Here is a 15,141-nt window from a genome sequence, read left to right on the forward strand (position 1 = left end):
CGCGCGGCAAACGCGCCTCGATGGTAACGCTTTGCTCGGGCGGATCAAAATGGGGTCAGATCAAAATGGGGTCAGATGAACTTTTCATCTGACCCCATTTTGATCTGACCCCATTTTCAGTTTCCCAGCAGATGACTCAGCGCACTGCGCAGCTTCAGGGGCTTCACCGGCTTGTTCATCAGCAAATGACCCAGCTCCCGGATGTGCTGTTTGAGCTCGTTGGTATAGTTGGCGGTAATCATCACCACCGGCGCCGGACAACGGCGCAGGCCGTTAATCTCCGCCACCGCGTCCACGCCGTTCTCATCGTTGTCCAGGTGGTAGTCCGCCAGGATCAGGTCCACCGGGCTACTTGCCGGATCGAGCTGGCGCTCCAGATCTTCCAGGGATACCGCCGTGACCACCTGGCAGTCCCAGCCTTCAAGCAGGGTTTTCATGCCCTGACAGATGGACTGGTCATTGTCGATCACCCAGATCCGGGCGCCACCCAGACCGCTGTCGAGCGATACCGTGCGGTTCTGATCCGGCTCTGGTCGCGTAGGCGGCAGTCGGCCAAGGGGAACCTTGACGCTGAACACCGAACCCTTGCCTTCGATGGACGCTACCGTCACCTCATGACCGAGCATCCGGGAGATCTTGTCCACGATGGCCAAGCCAAGACCCAGCCCCTTGTCGGGCTGTGAGCCTGCTGGCCGGATGCGTTTGAATTCCTGGAAAATCTCGGTGAGCTTATCGTCCGGGATACCCGGGCCGGTATCCCAGACCTGCAGCAGGATATGATCCCTGCGCCGGCGGCAGCCCAGGAGAATTCGGCCATTACCGGTGTAACGAATGGCGTTGGTCAGAAAATTCCTGAGAATCCGTGCCAACAGCTGGGAATCGGATTCCACGGTGGCGGAGCTGGCAACAAAATCCAGCCGCAGGCCCTCGGCCATGGCCATTTGCCGGAATTCCCGGGCGATGTTGTTTAGCAGATCCCGGAGATCAAAGGCTGTCACATCCGGCGTGATGACGCCAGCATCCAACTTGGAAATGTCCACGAGCGTACCCAGAAGGTTTTCAACGTCGTCCAGCGATGTACTCACTGAACGTACCAATCCTTCGGCCTTGGGCCCGAATGACTGCTCCAGCAGCGCACTGGTAAACAGTCGGGCGGCGTTCAGGGGCTGCAGTAAATCGTGGCTGACCGCGGCCAGGAACTTGGTTTTAGAGAGATTGGCCCGCTCCGCCTCCAGTTTGGCATCGCGAAGCCGGGCCTCCACCGCCGACCGCTCAGTGATTTCCTGGCGCAACTGGCTGTTCAGACCGGTCAGAGCGGCGGTGCGTTCTTTCACCCGACGCTCCAGGTTGTCGTAAGCCTGCTCCAGGGCCAGCGCAGTCTTGCGGCGGTCGGTAATATCCCGGATCAACACAAAGAAGCCGATGATATCGCCCTGCTCGTCGAAATTGGGCACATAGGAGCGGAGCATGTAGCGCACCTCGTCCTGTTCTCCGGCTTCTTCGAATTCAAAGGTCACGTTGTGGCCGTCCATAACCTCCAGAATGTGGGGCAGCAGGCGCTGATACAACGTTGGCGTATGCACATGATCCAGGCGCTTGCCCAGGGGTGACTCGCCTGCCCGGCCATACCAGGCTTCATAGACCTTGTTGCAGAACTGGATGGTCATATCAGCGCCAACGTAGGCAATCAGTGCTGGCACATGGTCGGTGACCACGCGGATCCAGCGCTCGCTTTCCTCCAGCGCCTTGATCCGCCGTGCCATCTCACTGTTCTTGACGTCGGTGATGTCGGAGTACAGCACCACCAGCCCGCCTTCCCGGGTGGGTCTCTCGGTCATCTGAACCCAGCGACCGTTGGAGAGCAAAAACACCACGCCTTCGGAATCCGGATGACCGTGTTCTTCGACAACCAGTCCGGAAGCGACAGCCTGTTCCTTGACTTCGTTGATGCTTGTGCCCGCCTCAGGCACCTCGACACCGGCCTGGCGCCAATAGCTTCGGAACCGGCTGTTGCTCTGGATCAGGCGGTGCTGGTTATCAAACAGGACAAACCCATCGGCGATGCTTTCGATGGCATCACTGAGGCGTTGGCGGGTGGTTTCGGCTTCTTCCCGGGCCCGATTCAGGGCCTTGTTGCTGCCCTTCAGTTCCTCCATGGCCTGGTTCAGCGCCTCGGTGCGTTCCCGCACCTGCTCGGCAAGCACAACCGAGTGCTCGAAGGCCGCATAGGGCTCCGGCTTGTGGGCTAAACCGGACTCAACCCGAACGATCAGGGCGTCACGAATCCGCCCGAGGCGCCCATTCTCTGCCTCAAGCTCGGCGATTCGCCGGTCCCGTTCATCCTCGACGGGAAGGTCAGTCTTGCCCGGAACGGACATCAGGCTGGCCAATGACCACCCCCGTAAAGGTCTGGTTGATGTGCATGCCATCAAACTGCTCGCCATAGGTGTTGAAGCCGATCACCTTGTGATGGCGCAGGAATTCCGAGACCGCCTCCACTTCCCCGGTCAGCTCCGCTTCAAGTCGCCGCAGGAAGCAATCACAGCCAATGGTCACCAGCGGCGGTCCCACCACTCGCTCGGAGGCCTCAATCTGGGTGCGCACACTGTCCAGCAGGGATTCCGGCTCCATGGCGGTCATCACGATGCCGGTTTCCACCGCACAGTAGAAGGTCAGGCTCTTGTCCGGATTCACCCGCTGCACCGAGCGGACAAAGTAATGCCCGCCGATCTTCACCCCCATGGGCCGAAGGGCGAAAACCTTGCGGTCCAGGGCATCGACCTCCACACCCACGGCTCGGGCGTAGGCATCGGCGGCAGGCTCGGCATTGAGTTCGTAAACGGTCCGGCTTTCCGCGCAGGCATGGGTAACAACCAGTTTCTCACTGCGCTCAACCATGTGGTGAGTGGAAAATACGCGGAAATCCAGGGGGGTGTTCACCAGCAAAACGGTGGCGGCACCGGTGTGGAACTGGCCATCATAAAACACATGGGTGTTGGCCAGGCGCTCATCGTCGCCGGCAGAACCGCCGAACTGGGGAATGGTGCCCAACGCGGCATTGAGGGTGGCCAGAACCAGTTCTTCCCGGCTGGAAAGACCGTCGAGAAGGGTTATCGCAAAGGTATTGCCCTTGACCGGCGCCAGCTTCGCGTCTCGACACGTGGACAACAGTCCGTCGATCACGCCCTGGGCGTCCTGCAAGGTAAACCGATCCAGCTCCCGGATCAGCGCGCAGTCAATGGCAAAGTAGCGATTGTCGAAGCCAATGGCGGCAATACATCCCCGGCCATAGCCCTCCGGCGTGATCTCGCCGGCGGAGGTACACCCACACACACGCACGTTCTGAAAGGCATGCTTGAAGGCGCTGCCAAGACGGCTAAGATCGTATTCCGCGGAACAGAAAAACAGCACACAACCCAGGTGTTCGTGGTTGAGCTGACTGGCAAGATTGGTGGCGGCCAGTATCGGATCGCGAACACTGGAGCTCGCCACCCGGACCGCGGGCAGGGTCGTCGCTGGCTTCATAAACGCGGATCCCGGAAACGGATGACTTTCCACCGATTCTACGGCATCCGCAAACGCAGCCAATGCGACTTCAGTGCTTTTAATGGGTGCGCCAAAATATTCGTAAGCCATTGATTAAAATGCCTCCTGAATCAATGCCTGGTGGCGCTGCCGGTTTCCGCAGGGGCAAACCGGCACTTTAGTCTTAGCAACCCACCGCCGGAAAGGCGCTCCTGCCACCCCGGCGGCTGGCGACGCCTTAAAACATGACGATGGCGCCGAGGGCGATGGTGTCGACCTCAGTGGTTGTTACACCCGTGGTGCGGTTGTTGTCTTCATACATGTTGTACTCGGCAACCAGCTTGAAGTTACTGTTGACGTCATGAAAGAAGCCAAGGGTCGTGCTTTCCGTTTCCAGGTTCAGGATTTCCGCATCTGTCTCGCCATACGACAGGACAACACGGTTGGCTCCGAATGCGTAGGAGCCCTGAACCAGGAAGCCATCCGCATTGTCTTCGGTCACCGCGCCATTACCGATCAGGACAGGGTTGTCACCTTTGGAAGTGAAGCCGGAGGCTGCCAGGGTGAGCCCCGCAACCGATGCCTTCAAGCCGTAGCCAAGGCCGGTGCTGTCAACGGTGGTAGCGCCGTTTTCAGCCGACTGGTAACGGCCGTTCACCCAGCCGGTGAGGGCTATGTCCTTGAGGTTGGCGTTGTAGGTGATTTCGGACTCAAAACGGGGCGCTGAGTTCTCGTCGTTAGCACCGGTAACCGTATCGGCCGGATCCAGGACACCGGCTGCCACCTTGAAGCCACTCATATCCGGCGAGCGATAGGTAATCTGGGCGGAGGGTGTCGGATACGGATAGCCGGCGCGAATGTTGCCGAAGGAAACACCGCCCTCCAGGCCCGGTGACCCGACCCCCATCAGGATCTCGTCCAGGAAGATATTTGAACGAGCGTACAGGCCAAAGTCCTTGCCGATCAGTACCTGGCCGAAATCACCGTCTACGGTAGCGTAGAACTGCCGCACATCAATCTGCGTATCCGTCGCCGTGCCAGCATCTGCGCCCAGGCTGTCATTGATGGTGGTCCAGAACGAAGACCGCCCGCCAAGGGTCAGGTCACCCATGTCCTTGCTGAAGTTGAAGCCGATGGTGTTGGGCAGAAAGCCCATCTTGACGCGTGAATCGCGGACATCGTTCAGTTTGTCGTCACGGTTTACGTAGAAGGCATTGAAGTAACCGTCAACGGAAAAGCTGTTGCCGTCCTGGTTGTACAGCTCAATGGCGGCATTGACGCCGGCGCTGGCCCCCATGGCCGCTGCCATGGCAATGGCTAACCCTGACTTTCTGAAGTTGTTGTTTTTCATAGTTCCCCCGGTTGTTTTGGAAATCTGGGATCGGAGCTCTGGTTTACCCGGACACTCCAGGCACGGTCTGTCGCCTGAATTCCATGGTCGGTTATGCGGGAGGGGAGGGAAATGCGCCCAGAGAGCAGGTTTTCTGCTCATTTGGGAGGCACTTGAAATGAAACTTTGGGATTAGTACTTGTCGGAAAAACCGTCAGGAAAGCCGCCGGAGAGGCCACCGGGAAACTGTGCCAGCTCCCGCAGGCAATCGTTGAGGAAATCCTCTGGATCCGCCATCACTGCCTCGTCGGCGACCACGCCGAACTGCACCTGTCCAGCGTAGCTGACAATGCTGATGCCCAGGCCGATGTTTCCGGCCTGGGGTACCCAGAACATCTGCTCATTAATCCGGCAACCGGCAATGTAACGGGCCTCTGCGGTACCGGGCACGTTGGAAACCACCGCACTGGCCTTGCGGTAGAACACGTCAGCAACCGGCTGCCGCCAGGGCTCAGGAATCACCGTGGCACTGGCCGCCAGCCCCCAGGCAATGCCGGGTTGCCAGCTCTTTTTGAGCCTGCGGGTTTCATGTTTGATGCGATAGAGGCGCTCCAGCGGGCTTTCGCCATCCACCGGCAGAGGCACAAACACGGTGCCGAAATAGTTTCCCAGGGCGCCGGGCGCCGGCTGCAATTCTTCCGGCAGCCGGCTGCGGATATCAACAGGGACCGCGGCGTGGAGAATCGCCTCGTCCAGATCTTCGCCTTCAATACCCAGGCGGGTCCGGACTGCCGCTGCCACACAGCTGAGCAACACGTCATTAATGGTGACATTGGTGGCCCTGGCAATAGCACGAAAACGATCCAGCGGCACCGGATCGGACCAGCGGCAGTGCCGGCGCCCCAACAGCGGCCGCCTGAGATCCGTCACCGTATCTTCCGGCTCCACCAGGAATTCCGAGAACTCGTGCGCCAGCCTCAGACTCTTCCGGGCCACCCGCTCCAGCAGTCGGCCTGTGCCCTGCCATTGATTCCCACTGGCATCATCCGGCCCGGGGCCGCCACCGGACCCCTCCGAAGACCGCTCTGTTGCCACCAACGGTTCCAGCCAGGCCTTCGCCGCCGAGGTCCAGCGTGCCAATTCGGCGGTTTCCGCCGCGCCGTAAATAGCCGGATGCTGCTGGGGCGATGGCGGACACAGGCGATCAAAGATTCCCAACAGCGACAGGCCATCGGCATAGCAATGGTGAATGCGCAGCAACAGCACGGCGCCGCCCTCGGCATTCGGGGCCAGCCAGAATTTCCAGAGCGGGCGGTACATGGGCAGCGGCTGGTTCAGCCGGGCCGATACCCATTCCTGGAGCGTCTCCGGCGCAAAGCGGTCCACCACCACGTCGAGATGATGCCGGGTATCGAACATCGGATCCGGCTCCCACCACCAGGCCGGCGGGCGCTTGACCGGCAGGTACCGGAAACGCTCCCAGGCCATCCAGTAAACCCTGAGAAATTCCCGGAAGCGTGGCGCCGTGAGGCCATCCACCCGCAGCATCACGGTGATGGTCATGGGGTTTTCCGGGCGCTCCAGGGCCAGCCAGGCCGAATCCGCAGGTAGCAGAAGGTGCGTTTGCTCGTGACTCAAACCCGAACGTCCCCGGAAGAATGGTGATGGCAAGTAAAAACCGAACCCCGCATTGTGCCAGACAAGCCCCGCAGGCTCCATAGGTGGCACAGGTTCTCACTGTTACAAAAAATTACACGCGAGTAACTGTTCCGCCCTATACTGGTTATAAGCCTTAATGCAATGGTTATTAAACACCCGAACCAGTCATCGGTTGGCTGTGGGAGACCGTAAAACCGGTAACCAGCGCCAATAACTCGTTGGCCCGGTCGGGGTATAGCGGGTACCGGCACAAGAGTCAGGCACAGCAAGCGTCAGACACAAGAGTTACCAGCACACTCAAATTCCAATAACAGGCCATTGCCGTGCTGGGGGAGAGCAGTCATGAAAGCGAGCCATGTTCGCAAGCTGATAAAACCGATAGAAAGCGCCTACTCGGAAATGTTTTCGGGGCAGGTCTACCGCGTTGGCAAGGGCGCTGTTTCCGTACGCAACCACAGCGGCGAGGCGGAACAGACCGTCGTCGGCGTACACGGTTTTCTGGAAAATCACTGTTACTTCACCCAGGCTTACGAAGCGCCCACCACCGAACTCATCCTGCTTACCTGCAGCAACTACCATATCCCGGTCAACGGCATTACCCCGGAAGCCCCGGACTGGGAGGTGCCCATCAGGCATCTGGAAGGCACCATCGAGTACGATGCCTGCATTCTGAACCAGGCCCTGTCTAACCTGCCCAGCACCCGGAATGTTCGGGTGCACGGCCATTCACGGGGCGGGGCGGTGATTCTGGAGGCCATCCGGCAATGGCCGGAGCTTTTTGAAGATATGGAAGTGGTACTGGAAGCGCCGGTATTGCCCCAGGGCAGACTTCATGCGCTGGTCACCACCCTTCTGGAACCCGTCAGCCACGGCATGTGGCCCTGGCTGATCCGCCTGATCAACAGCGCGCCCTCTTCGGCCTACGGACAGACCTTCTTCGGCAAGATGAATCCGCGGAAGAAGCTGCTGCTGGGTAAACTGTTCTCCGCCACCAAAGACCATCTGACCATCGTTCGCAACATCGAGAACATCATGGACTGGATGGCGCGCACCGACACCAGCATCTATAACCACGTCCGCCACGGCACCTTCCTGATTCCAGCGGTGGACCGCATTCTTGATCGCTCCTCCATGCTGGCCAGTGCCCGCCAGAGCCCGACCACCATGAGAATCGTGGAAACCGAAGCTCCGAGCCATTTTATTACACTCGACAGCAAGGAATGGGTACCTGGCTTTGAAACCCTGCCAGCGGCCGCCCAGGGGTAGCGCCCTGCCCGACGTTACTGCAAGACCTGAGCAGCTCCGCTAAACTACGCCACATCCCCCTTTATCATCAGGTTCAGTGGAGTCAGCCCCCATGTATCGTGAGCGCCTTGTCGCGACCGAAGTCCGCTCTGAAAGCGCTCGCCGGCTGCGGCTGCGGCTGCTGGACTATCACGATTTCCGCCAGTCCAAAGCGGCACATCCGTTGCTCGAAAGTAGCTCCCGGGTGGCCGGCTGGCAGGCAGAGCGCCTGAAAGCGACCCACCTCGACCTCTACCAGCACCCCGGTTACTATCACGGCCTGGAGTTTCTGCTGACCGATCTTTATGCGCCGGCCTGGGTAACCCGACGGGATGACAATATCGACCGGGTATTTCCCAGGATGGTGAAGTGGTTGCCGGATAACCTGCTGGACACCTTTGCCGGCCTGGTCGAGCTGAACCTGATCACCCAGCAACTGGACCTGGAGCTGGCAGAGCTTTGCCACCAACAAGGAACACCGGCCGACTCGCTGACCATCGAGCGCTACTGCATCGCCTACCGGGCCAGCGAACGGCTGGATCAAAGAAAAAAGCAGATTACCCTGGTGGCGGACGTCGGCCAGCAACTTGACCATTACGTCCGCAACCGCACCTTGGGCTGGTTGCTGTCCATGAGCCGCGCCCCGGCGGAAATGGCCGATCTCACCGATCTGCACAGCTTTCTGCACCGGGGCTACTCGGCGTTCCGGAAAATGACTGATGTGAAGTTACTGATCAACCGGCTGGTTACCCGGGAGCAGCAGGTAATGCGTAACATCTTAGCTGGTCACCCGGAGCCTTTCAGCCTGCCGGGCGACCTGTAACAGCCTCGGCAAGCCTTCTCCTCAGGCCTTGATGATCTGGTCAAGCTGGGAATGAATTTCCCGCTCGATCCGCGACTTGAAGGGCCGCAGCATCATGCCCAGCTCCAGGTGGATATGCAGATCCGTCGGGGTAATGTTCAGGTGCCCCTTGACGCCACTGCGCCTGAATTTCAGATGGTCGCCCTCCCACTGATAATGCACGTCGAACTGGCTGGACAGATCCTGTGCCAGGGCTTCGGCAGCCTGCCGTGCGTGTTCTTTATCCAGGTCGTGCGGGCGGTGTACGTCAATAACAGACATGAATCAGTTTTCTCTTAACTTTGGGCGGATTTACAGTTTAGGGTGCGATTAAACTCACCGCCACCCTTGTAGCAACCCCGTCAACGGTTAGAATACGGGTTCAAATTCTGACAGGACACCCCCATGAGCGAGCAGCAAACGCCAGCCAGCCGGGCTGGACACAGCAACGGCCAGGACGAGGTCACCCACTTCGGCTTCCGCAATGTGCCCAAGAGCCAGAAGGCGAGCCAGGTGGCCGAGGTGTTCCACAGCGTGGCCGGCAAGTACGACCTCATGAACGACCTGATGTCCATGGGGATCCACCGGCTCTGGAAACGCTTCACCATCGAGCTTTCCGGCGTGCGGCCGGGCCACCAGGTACTGGACATCGCTGGCGGCACCGGCGATCTGACCATGAAATTCTCGGACCTGGTGGGCCCCTCCGGGAAGGTTGTGCTGGCCGACATCAACGCCTCCATGCTGCAGGTCGGGCGCAGCCGGCTGACGGACCGGGGATACGCCGGCAACATCGAGTATGTCCAGGCCGATGCCGAGCACCTGCCGTTCCCGGACAACCACTTCAACGCGGTGTCCATCGCGTTCGGGCTGCGTAACGTTACCGACAAGGACCAGGCTCTGCGGGACATGACCCGGGTTCTCAGGCCGGGCGGCAAGCTGATGATCCTGGAGTTTTCCAAGCCCACCAATCCGCTACTGAGCAAGGCTTACGATACCTACTCGTTCTCCGCACTGCCGCTGATGGGCCAGCTTATCGCCGGTGACAGCGAAAGCTACAAGTACCTGGCCGAGTCCATCCGCATGCATCCGGACCAGGAAACGCTGAAGGGCATGATGGAAGACGCCGGCCTGGTGAACTGCAAGTACTACAACATGACCGGCGGCATTGTCGCCCTGCACGTGGGAATCAAGCCCTGATGTTTCCTGGCCCCACCCTGCTCTCTGCCATCACAGCCATCCTGGAACTCGCCCTGAACCGGGCACTGGAACTGGATCCGGCGGGGCATCGTGCACTGATGGAGGCACTGGCGGGCCCGGTGCAGTTCAACATCACCGATCCGGTATCCCTGAGCTACACCCTGGACCGGGCCGGAGACAGGGTCCGGGTTGGCAGCCAGCCGGCGGAACGACCGGCCCTGGAGATCACCGGCAAACCCATCGCCTTTGCGGCACTGGCCACCGGTGATGATCGCGTCTTCGCCGATGGCCGCCTTGAAGTGACCGGCGACACCGCGCTGGCCCACCAGCTTCAGCATGCCCTGAACCAGCTTGAACCGGACTGGGAAGCCGCCATGGCGAGACATGTCGGCGATGTGCCCGCACACTTTCTCGGCAAGCGCATTCGCGGCGCGATCCGCTGGAGCCGGCAGGCGTTTCATTCCCTCAATGCCAACATCGAAGAGTATGTGCATGAGGAGAGCCGCACCCTGCCAGGGCGAAGGGAACTGGAAGCGGCGTTCGAGGATATCGACGAACTGAACCTGCGCACCGAGCGGCTGGAGGCCCGGCTCAACCTTATGGAAAATCGCGGCACCACTGACGAACCGGAGAGCCTGTGACCCGCCTGCAACGCCTGTTCCGAATTGCCTGGGTATTCTGTCGTTACCGGCTGGACACGTTCCTGCCCCTTTCCGAGCTGCCGGCACCGCTGAAGGTGTTCTTCCTGCTGGCGCCCTGGCACCTGTTCCCCCAACCCAGGCTGAGCCGCGGAGACCGCTTGCGCCTGGCACTGGAGGAACTGGGGCCGGTATTCGTCAAGTTTGGCCAGATACTCTCCACACGGCGAGACCTGCTACCGGATGACATGGCCGAATCCCTGAAAACCCTACAGGACCGCGTGCCGCCGTTTCCCAGCGACCAAGCCCGGGGCATTATCGAAACCTCCCTGGGCGCCCCGGTAGCGGACCTGTTTGCCCAATTCAGCCCGGACCCGATGGCCTCGGCGTCCGTGGCCCAGGTACATGCCGCGACATTGCGTAACGGCCAGAAGGTCGTGGTCAAGGTATTGCGCCCCGGCATCGAAAAAGTCATTCGCCAGGATCTGGCCCTGATGTACCTGATGGCCGGGCTACTGGAAAAATACTGGTCCGAAGGCAAACGCCTGCATCCGGTGGAGGTAGTGGAAGATTACGACTCCACCATCCACGATGAGCTGGACCTGCAGCGGGAAGCCGCCAATGCCAGCCAACTGCGCCGGAATTTCGAGAATTCCTCACTGATTTATATTCCATTCATTGACTGGGACTACACCCGCAAAACCGTGCTGGTGATGGAACGCGTTCACGGCATTCCCATCGCCGATACCGCCGCCCTCAAGGCGGCCGGTGCGGATATGAAAGTTCTCGCGGAAAAAGGCGTGGAGATCTTCTTTACCCAGGTGTTCCGGGACAGCTTCTTCCACGCCGACATGCACCCCGGCAATATTTTCGTGGATGTCTCCAATCCGGCCGATCCCCGTTACATCGCCATCGATTTTGGCATTGTCGGTACCCTGGCACCGGATGACCAGAGCTACCTGGCCCGCAACCTGCTGGCCTTTTTCCGCCGCGATTACCGCCAGGTGGCGCAGTTGCACATTCAGTCCGGCTGGGTACCACCGGACACCCGGGTTAACGAGTTTGAGGCTGCCATCCGCACCGTTTGCGAGCCCATCTTCGAAAAGCCCCTGAAAGACATTTCGTTCGGTCACTTCCTGCTGCGCCTGTTCCAGACCGCAAGGCGGTTCAACATGGAAGTTCAACCGCAACTGGTGCTGTTGCAGAAAACCCTGCTGAACGTCGAGGGCCTGGGCCGCCAGCTCTATCCGGAGCTGGACCTCTGGAGCACGGCCCAGCCGTTCCTGGAAACCTGGATGCGCAAGCGCACTGGACCATCCGCACTGATCAGGTCATTGCAATCGCACTTGCCGTCCTGGCTCGAGCAGTCGCCGGAGATGCCTCAACTGGTGCACGACGCGCTGCTGCAACTGCGACATGCCGGCCCCACAGAGCAGCAGAATCGGGCTACACTGGAACTGCTCCGGGAACAGCAGCTCCGTACCGAGCGGCGCTGGCGCAGAACCGCTGTAGCCGCACTACTGGTTGCCGGAGCACTGGCCGGCACCCAACCCGAGTCGCGGCTGTGGGTTGAAGCGCTGCCCGCCTGGGGATGGGCACTGTTCGCCATTGCCGGCGGGCTGGTGCTCCGGGGCGGCCGATAACCGATAGAGATTTCAGGATTCACAAATATGCAAGATCGCTCCAATAACGTCGAGACTCCTGACTGGCTGGATACTGTCCGCTGGACACCGGAAGGCCTGGTGCCAGCCATTGCCCAGGACGCCGAAACCGGCGATATCCTGATGATGGCCTGGATGAACCGTGAATCCCTGAGGCTGACCGCCGAAGAGGGCCATGCAGTGTACTGGTCCCGCTCCCGGGGCCAACTCTGGCGCAAGGGCGAAACGTCCGGCCATGAACAGCTGATCCGGGATATCCGACTGGACTGCGACGAGGATGTCATTCTGCTGAAGGTGGAACAAAAAGGTGGCATCGCCTGCCATACCGGCAGACGCAGCTGCTTTTACCGGTCCCTGAAAGACGGCCAATGGGTCAGCGCTGACCCGGTGATCAAAGACCCGGACGCCATTTACGGCAGCAACTGAGGAGCACGGACAGTGAGCGACATACTGGAAAACCTGGCCAGGGTTCTGGAAGCCCGGAAGGAAGCGGACCCGGAAACGTCCTACGTGGCCAGTCTCCATGCCAAGGGTCTGAACAAGATCCTGGAAAAGGTAGGAGAGGAATGCACGGAGACCCTGTTGGCGGCTAAGGACGCAGAACATTCCGGTGAAACCCGGGATGTGGTCTATGAAACCGCAGACCTGTGGTTCCATAGCCTGGTGATGCTGTCCAGCTTCGGGCTCAGCCCAAAGGATGTCCTGGACGAACTGGCCAGCCGGTTCGACCTGTCAGGGCTCGACGAAAAAGCGTCACGGGACAGGTGACCGGCAATACCCCCAACGGGGGTTTCCGGGAACCGGTTCTGGTAACGTACAATAGCATGGAACGGAAACATTAAAACGAGGACCCCGTAATGGGTATCAGCATCTGGCAATTACTTATCGTACTCGGCATTGTCATTCTGTTATTCGGAACCAAGAAACTGCGCAACATCGGCAGCGACCTGGGTGGCGCCATTCGCGGCTTCAAGAAGTCCATGAGCGACGAGGACTCCAAGACCGAGAATCCGGACTCCCTGGAAGGCAAGACCGAAGAGCAGCCGCAACCGGCGGCTGAAGACAAGCCCCGGGACAAATCCCACAGCTGAGACCTGGCTGAATGTTCGATATCGGCTTTCTTGAGCTAGTGGTCAGTGGCATCATTGCGCTGTTGGTGCTTGGCCCCGAACGGCTGCCCTCGGCTGCCCGCGCCGCCGGGCGCTGGGTAGGCGCTGCCCGGCGCATGGTCAGCCAGTTCACCTCGGAACTGGACCGGCAGCTAAAAGCCGACGAACTCCGTGAAGAACTTCGCAAGGCCGGGGATGTTGGCCTGGACGACGTGCAGAAAACCGTGCGCAACGCCCTGGACGAAGCCAAAAAATACGAGCACATGATCCTGCCTGAGAGCGAGACCAAAAAGCCAGCGCCAGCCCCCGAGACCCCCCGGGTAGCCGGTGACACCAGGGACAGCAACGCCACCGATCAGCCAGACACCCCGCAAAGCCCGCCGGATAACCGTTCATGAATGCAAAGCCAGACGGCAGTCAGATGCCTCCGGAACACCAGGAAATGCCCCTGGTTGAGCACTTGCTGGAACTTCGCAACCGCCTGCTGAAAATGGTTCTGGCGGTGATCATCTGCTTTGCAGCGATTTACCCGTTCGCCAATGAACTGTACCTGTGGCTATCCGAGCCCATTCGTTCGTTGCTGCCGGTCGGCCAGACCATGATCGCAACTGACGTCACCTCGCCCTTCTTCGCCCCCCTGAAGCTGGCGCTGGTGCTGTCGGTGTTTGCCGCCATTCCCATTATTCTTTACCAGCTCTGGAGCTTTGTGGCTCCCGGGCTTTATGCCCATGAGAAACGTCTGGCCTTCCCGCTGCTGTTTACCTCGGTGCTGCTGTTTTACCTGGGTGCCGCTTTCGCCTATTACGTGGTGTTCCCCCTGGTGTTCAGTTTCTTCACCGCCATCGGCCCGGAAGGCATTGTTGAACTGCCCGACATCAGCAGCTACCTGAATTTCGTGCTGAAAATGTTCTTCGCCTTCGGTGTGGCCTTCGAGATTCCCATCGCCACCGTCCTGCTGATTCTGACCGGCGCCACCACAGCGGATGACCTGGCCGCGAAGCGACCCTATGTTGTTGTTGGCTGCTTCATCATCGGCATGCTGCTGACCCCGCCGGATATCATCTCCCAGACCCTTTTGGCCGTGCCTATGTGGATCCTGTTCGAGATTGGCATCCTGTTTGGCCGTCTGGCGAGACGCGAAGTGGCGGAACCAGAAGCCGACGAGCCTGCCGGCGAATGAACCTGGCGTTACTGTTCGACGACGACTTCGTCGGCCCTGACCGGGTGATCCTGCGCGGACGCCGCCTCGCCCATCTGAAGTCCGTTATCAAGGTGGCTGCCGGTGACTCGGTGCCCGTTGGCCGGGCCGGTGGCAACATGGGGATCGGCGAGGTTCTGAGACTCACGGATACCGAAGCCGAACTCCGGGTGACACTGGATCACACGCCGCCGCCCCCCCTTCCTCTCACGCTGATCCTGGCCATGCCCCGGCCAAAGATGTTCCGGCGGATACTGCAAACCTGCGCTACCCTGGGCGTAAAGGACATCTGGCTGATCAACAGCTACAAGGTGGAAAAAAGCTTCTGGCAAACCCCCTGGCTGTCTGAAGAGCAGGTGAGGGGAAACCTCACCCTGGGGCTGGAACAGGCAAAAGACACCCGAATGCCCCGGGTGCAGATCCGCAAGCTGTTCAAGCCCTTCGTGGAGGATGAATTGCCGGCGCTGCTGAAAGGCCGGCAGGCCCTGGTGGCTCACCCCGGAACCAGCACACCCTGCCCGGTTCACCTGAACCAGGCAACTGCCCTGTGCGTTGGCCCGGAAGGTGGCTTTACCGCTTATGAAGTGGGCAAACTGGAAGAGGCCGGCTGCCAGGGTATCCATCTTGGCCCCCGGATTCTGCGCGTGGAAACCGCTGTAACGGTTCTGGTCAGCAGGCTGTTTGACGCCTGCCTGTAGG

The 15,141-nt window shown here is 60.0% G+C and carries 16 protein-coding genes; 11 read left to right on the forward strand and 5 right to left on the reverse strand.

The annotated features are described in order from the left end of the window. Positions 1-116: 116 nt before the first annotated feature. From QPL96_RS04255 to QPL96_RS04270, 4 genes are all read right to left on the reverse strand, one after another. Complete coding sequence (locus tag QPL96_RS04255; protein ID WP_303286135.1) at positions 117-2,378, reverse strand: PAS domain-containing hybrid sensor histidine kinase/response regulator; 2,262 nt, start codon at positions 2,376-2,378, stop codon at positions 117-119. After that, positions 2,356-3,636, reverse strand: coding sequence for a nitric oxide-sensing protein NosP (gene nosP, locus QPL96_RS04260; protein ID WP_303285784.1), 1,281 nt, complete (start codon positions 3,634-3,636; stop codon positions 2,356-2,358). The genes QPL96_RS04255 and nosP overlap by 23 nt, the downstream gene beginning before the upstream one ends. A gap of 127 nt (positions 3,637-3,763) precedes the next feature. Continuing rightward, on the reverse strand, positions 3,764-4,876 hold the full coding sequence (locus tag QPL96_RS04265) for a porin (protein WP_303285786.1): 1,113 nt from the start codon (positions 4,874-4,876) through the stop codon (positions 3,764-3,766). A 171-nt stretch (positions 4,877-5,047) separates the two neighbouring features. Next, positions 5,048-6,493, reverse strand: coding sequence for a WS/DGAT domain-containing protein (locus QPL96_RS04270; RefSeq protein ID WP_303285787.1), 1,446 nt, complete (start codon positions 6,491-6,493; stop codon positions 5,048-5,050). A 363-nt stretch (positions 6,494-6,856) separates the two neighbouring features. Between QPL96_RS04270 and QPL96_RS04275 the strand changes: the two genes are divergently transcribed. Together QPL96_RS04275 and QPL96_RS04280 are read left to right on the forward strand one after the other, a co-directional pair. Continuing rightward, positions 6,857-7,780 carry an alpha/beta fold hydrolase gene (locus QPL96_RS04275; protein WP_303285789.1) on the forward strand — a complete coding sequence of 308 codons (924 nt, stop codon included), beginning with the start codon at positions 6,857-6,859 and terminating at the stop codon, positions 7,778-7,780. 91 nt (positions 7,781-7,871) lie between these two features. Next, positions 7,872-8,621: a hypothetical protein gene (locus QPL96_RS04280; protein WP_303285790.1), complete on the forward strand. Its 750-nt coding sequence runs from the start codon at positions 7,872-7,874 to the stop codon at positions 8,619-8,621. Between the two features lie 21 nt (positions 8,622-8,642). On the opposite strand, the gene QPL96_RS04285 is transcribed toward QPL96_RS04280, so the two are convergent. Beyond that, positions 8,643-8,921, reverse strand: a complete 279-nt coding sequence (locus QPL96_RS04285; protein WP_303285791.1) for a polyhydroxyalkanoic acid system family protein — start codon at positions 8,919-8,921, stop codon at positions 8,643-8,645. Between the two features lie 123 nt (positions 8,922-9,044). On the opposite strand from QPL96_RS04285, the gene ubiE reads away from it, so the two are divergent. From ubiE to QPL96_RS04330, 9 genes are all read left to right on the forward strand, one after another. Further along, complete coding sequence (gene ubiE / locus QPL96_RS04290; protein ID WP_303285792.1) at positions 9,045-9,836, forward strand: bifunctional demethylmenaquinone methyltransferase/2-methoxy-6-polyprenyl-1,4-benzoquinol methylase UbiE; 792 nt, start codon at positions 9,045-9,047, stop codon at positions 9,834-9,836. Then, positions 9,836-10,477 carry an SCP2 domain-containing protein gene (locus QPL96_RS04295; RefSeq protein WP_303285793.1) on the forward strand — a complete coding sequence of 214 codons (642 nt, stop codon included), beginning with the start codon at positions 9,836-9,838 and terminating at the stop codon, positions 10,475-10,477. Before ubiE ends, QPL96_RS04295 begins: the two co-directional genes overlap by 1 nt. Then, entirely contained in the window at positions 10,474-12,117 is a 1,644-nt protein-coding gene (ubiB, locus tag QPL96_RS04300) for a ubiquinone biosynthesis regulatory protein kinase UbiB (RefSeq protein ID WP_303285795.1), read from the forward strand. Before QPL96_RS04295 ends, ubiB begins: the two co-directional genes overlap by 4 nt. Positions 12,118-12,144: 27 nt before the next feature. Beyond that, complete coding sequence (hisI, locus tag QPL96_RS04305) at positions 12,145-12,561, forward strand: phosphoribosyl-AMP cyclohydrolase (protein WP_303285796.1); 417 nt, start codon at positions 12,145-12,147, stop codon at positions 12,559-12,561. Between the two features lie 12 nt (positions 12,562-12,573). Continuing rightward, the gene (locus QPL96_RS04310) at positions 12,574-12,903 is read left to right on the forward strand and encodes a phosphoribosyl-ATP diphosphatase (protein WP_303285798.1); all 330 of its coding nucleotides are present in this window, start codon (positions 12,574-12,576) and stop codon (positions 12,901-12,903) included. Positions 12,904-12,992: 89 nt separating this feature from the next. Then, positions 12,993-13,226, forward strand: coding sequence for a twin-arginine translocase TatA/TatE family subunit (tatA, locus tag QPL96_RS04315; RefSeq protein ID WP_117618526.1), 234 nt, complete (start codon positions 12,993-12,995; stop codon positions 13,224-13,226). An 11-nt stretch (positions 13,227-13,237) separates the two neighbouring features. After that, the gene (gene tatB, locus QPL96_RS04320; protein WP_303285800.1) at positions 13,238-13,642 is read left to right on the forward strand and encodes a Sec-independent protein translocase protein TatB; all 405 of its coding nucleotides are present in this window, start codon (positions 13,238-13,240) and stop codon (positions 13,640-13,642) included. Further along, positions 13,639-14,424, forward strand: a complete 786-nt coding sequence (gene tatC / locus QPL96_RS04325) for a twin-arginine translocase subunit TatC (RefSeq protein ID WP_303285801.1) — start codon at positions 13,639-13,641, stop codon at positions 14,422-14,424. The genes tatB and tatC overlap by 4 nt, the downstream gene beginning before the upstream one ends. Next, positions 14,421-15,140 carry a 16S rRNA (uracil(1498)-N(3))-methyltransferase gene (locus tag QPL96_RS04330; RefSeq protein ID WP_303285803.1) on the forward strand — a complete coding sequence of 240 codons (720 nt, stop codon included), beginning with the start codon at positions 14,421-14,423 and terminating at the stop codon, positions 15,138-15,140. Before tatC ends, QPL96_RS04330 begins: the two co-directional genes overlap by 4 nt. The last annotated feature ends 1 nt before the right edge of the window (position 15,141 follow it).

Source organism: Marinobacter sp. SS8-8 (assembly GCF_030540945.1).
Lineage (GTDB): Bacteria > Pseudomonadota > Gammaproteobacteria > Pseudomonadales > Oleiphilaceae > Marinobacter.

Bases quoted from the DNA above. Each gene is read 5' to 3' on its own strand.
- QPL96_RS04255 (WP_303286135.1), bottom strand. From the start codon at position 2,378: ATGTCCGTTCCGGGCAAGACTGACCTTCCCGTCGAGGATGAACGGGAC.
- nosP (WP_303285784.1), bottom strand. From the start codon at position 3,636: ATGGCTTACGAATATTTTGGCGCACCCATTAAAAGCACTGAAGTCGCA.
- QPL96_RS04265 (WP_303285786.1), bottom strand. From the start codon at position 4,876: ATGAAAAACAACAACTTCAGAAAGTCAGGGTTAGCCATTGCCATGGCA.
- QPL96_RS04275 (WP_303285789.1), top strand. From the start codon at position 6,857: ATGAAAGCGAGCCATGTTCGCAAGCTGATAAAACCGATAGAAAGCGCC.
- QPL96_RS04280 (WP_303285790.1), top strand. From the start codon at position 7,872: ATGTATCGTGAGCGCCTTGTCGCGACCGAAGTCCGCTCTGAAAGCGCT.
- QPL96_RS04285 (WP_303285791.1), bottom strand. From the start codon at position 8,921: ATGTCTGTTATTGACGTACACCGCCCGCACGACCTGGATAAAGAACAC.
- ubiE (WP_303285792.1), top strand. From the start codon at position 9,045: ATGAGCGAGCAGCAAACGCCAGCCAGCCGGGCTGGACACAGCAACGGC.
- QPL96_RS04295 (WP_303285793.1), top strand. From the start codon at position 9,836: ATGTTTCCTGGCCCCACCCTGCTCTCTGCCATCACAGCCATCCTGGAA.
- hisI (WP_303285796.1), top strand. From the start codon at position 12,145: ATGCAAGATCGCTCCAATAACGTCGAGACTCCTGACTGGCTGGATACT.
- tatA (WP_117618526.1), top strand. From the start codon at position 12,993: ATGGGTATCAGCATCTGGCAATTACTTATCGTACTCGGCATTGTCATT.
- tatB (WP_303285800.1), top strand. From the start codon at position 13,238: ATGTTCGATATCGGCTTTCTTGAGCTAGTGGTCAGTGGCATCATTGCG.
- tatC (WP_303285801.1), top strand. From the start codon at position 13,639: ATGAATGCAAAGCCAGACGGCAGTCAGATGCCTCCGGAACACCAGGAA.
- QPL96_RS04330 (WP_303285803.1), top strand. From the start codon at position 14,421: ATGAACCTGGCGTTACTGTTCGACGACGACTTCGTCGGCCCTGACCGG.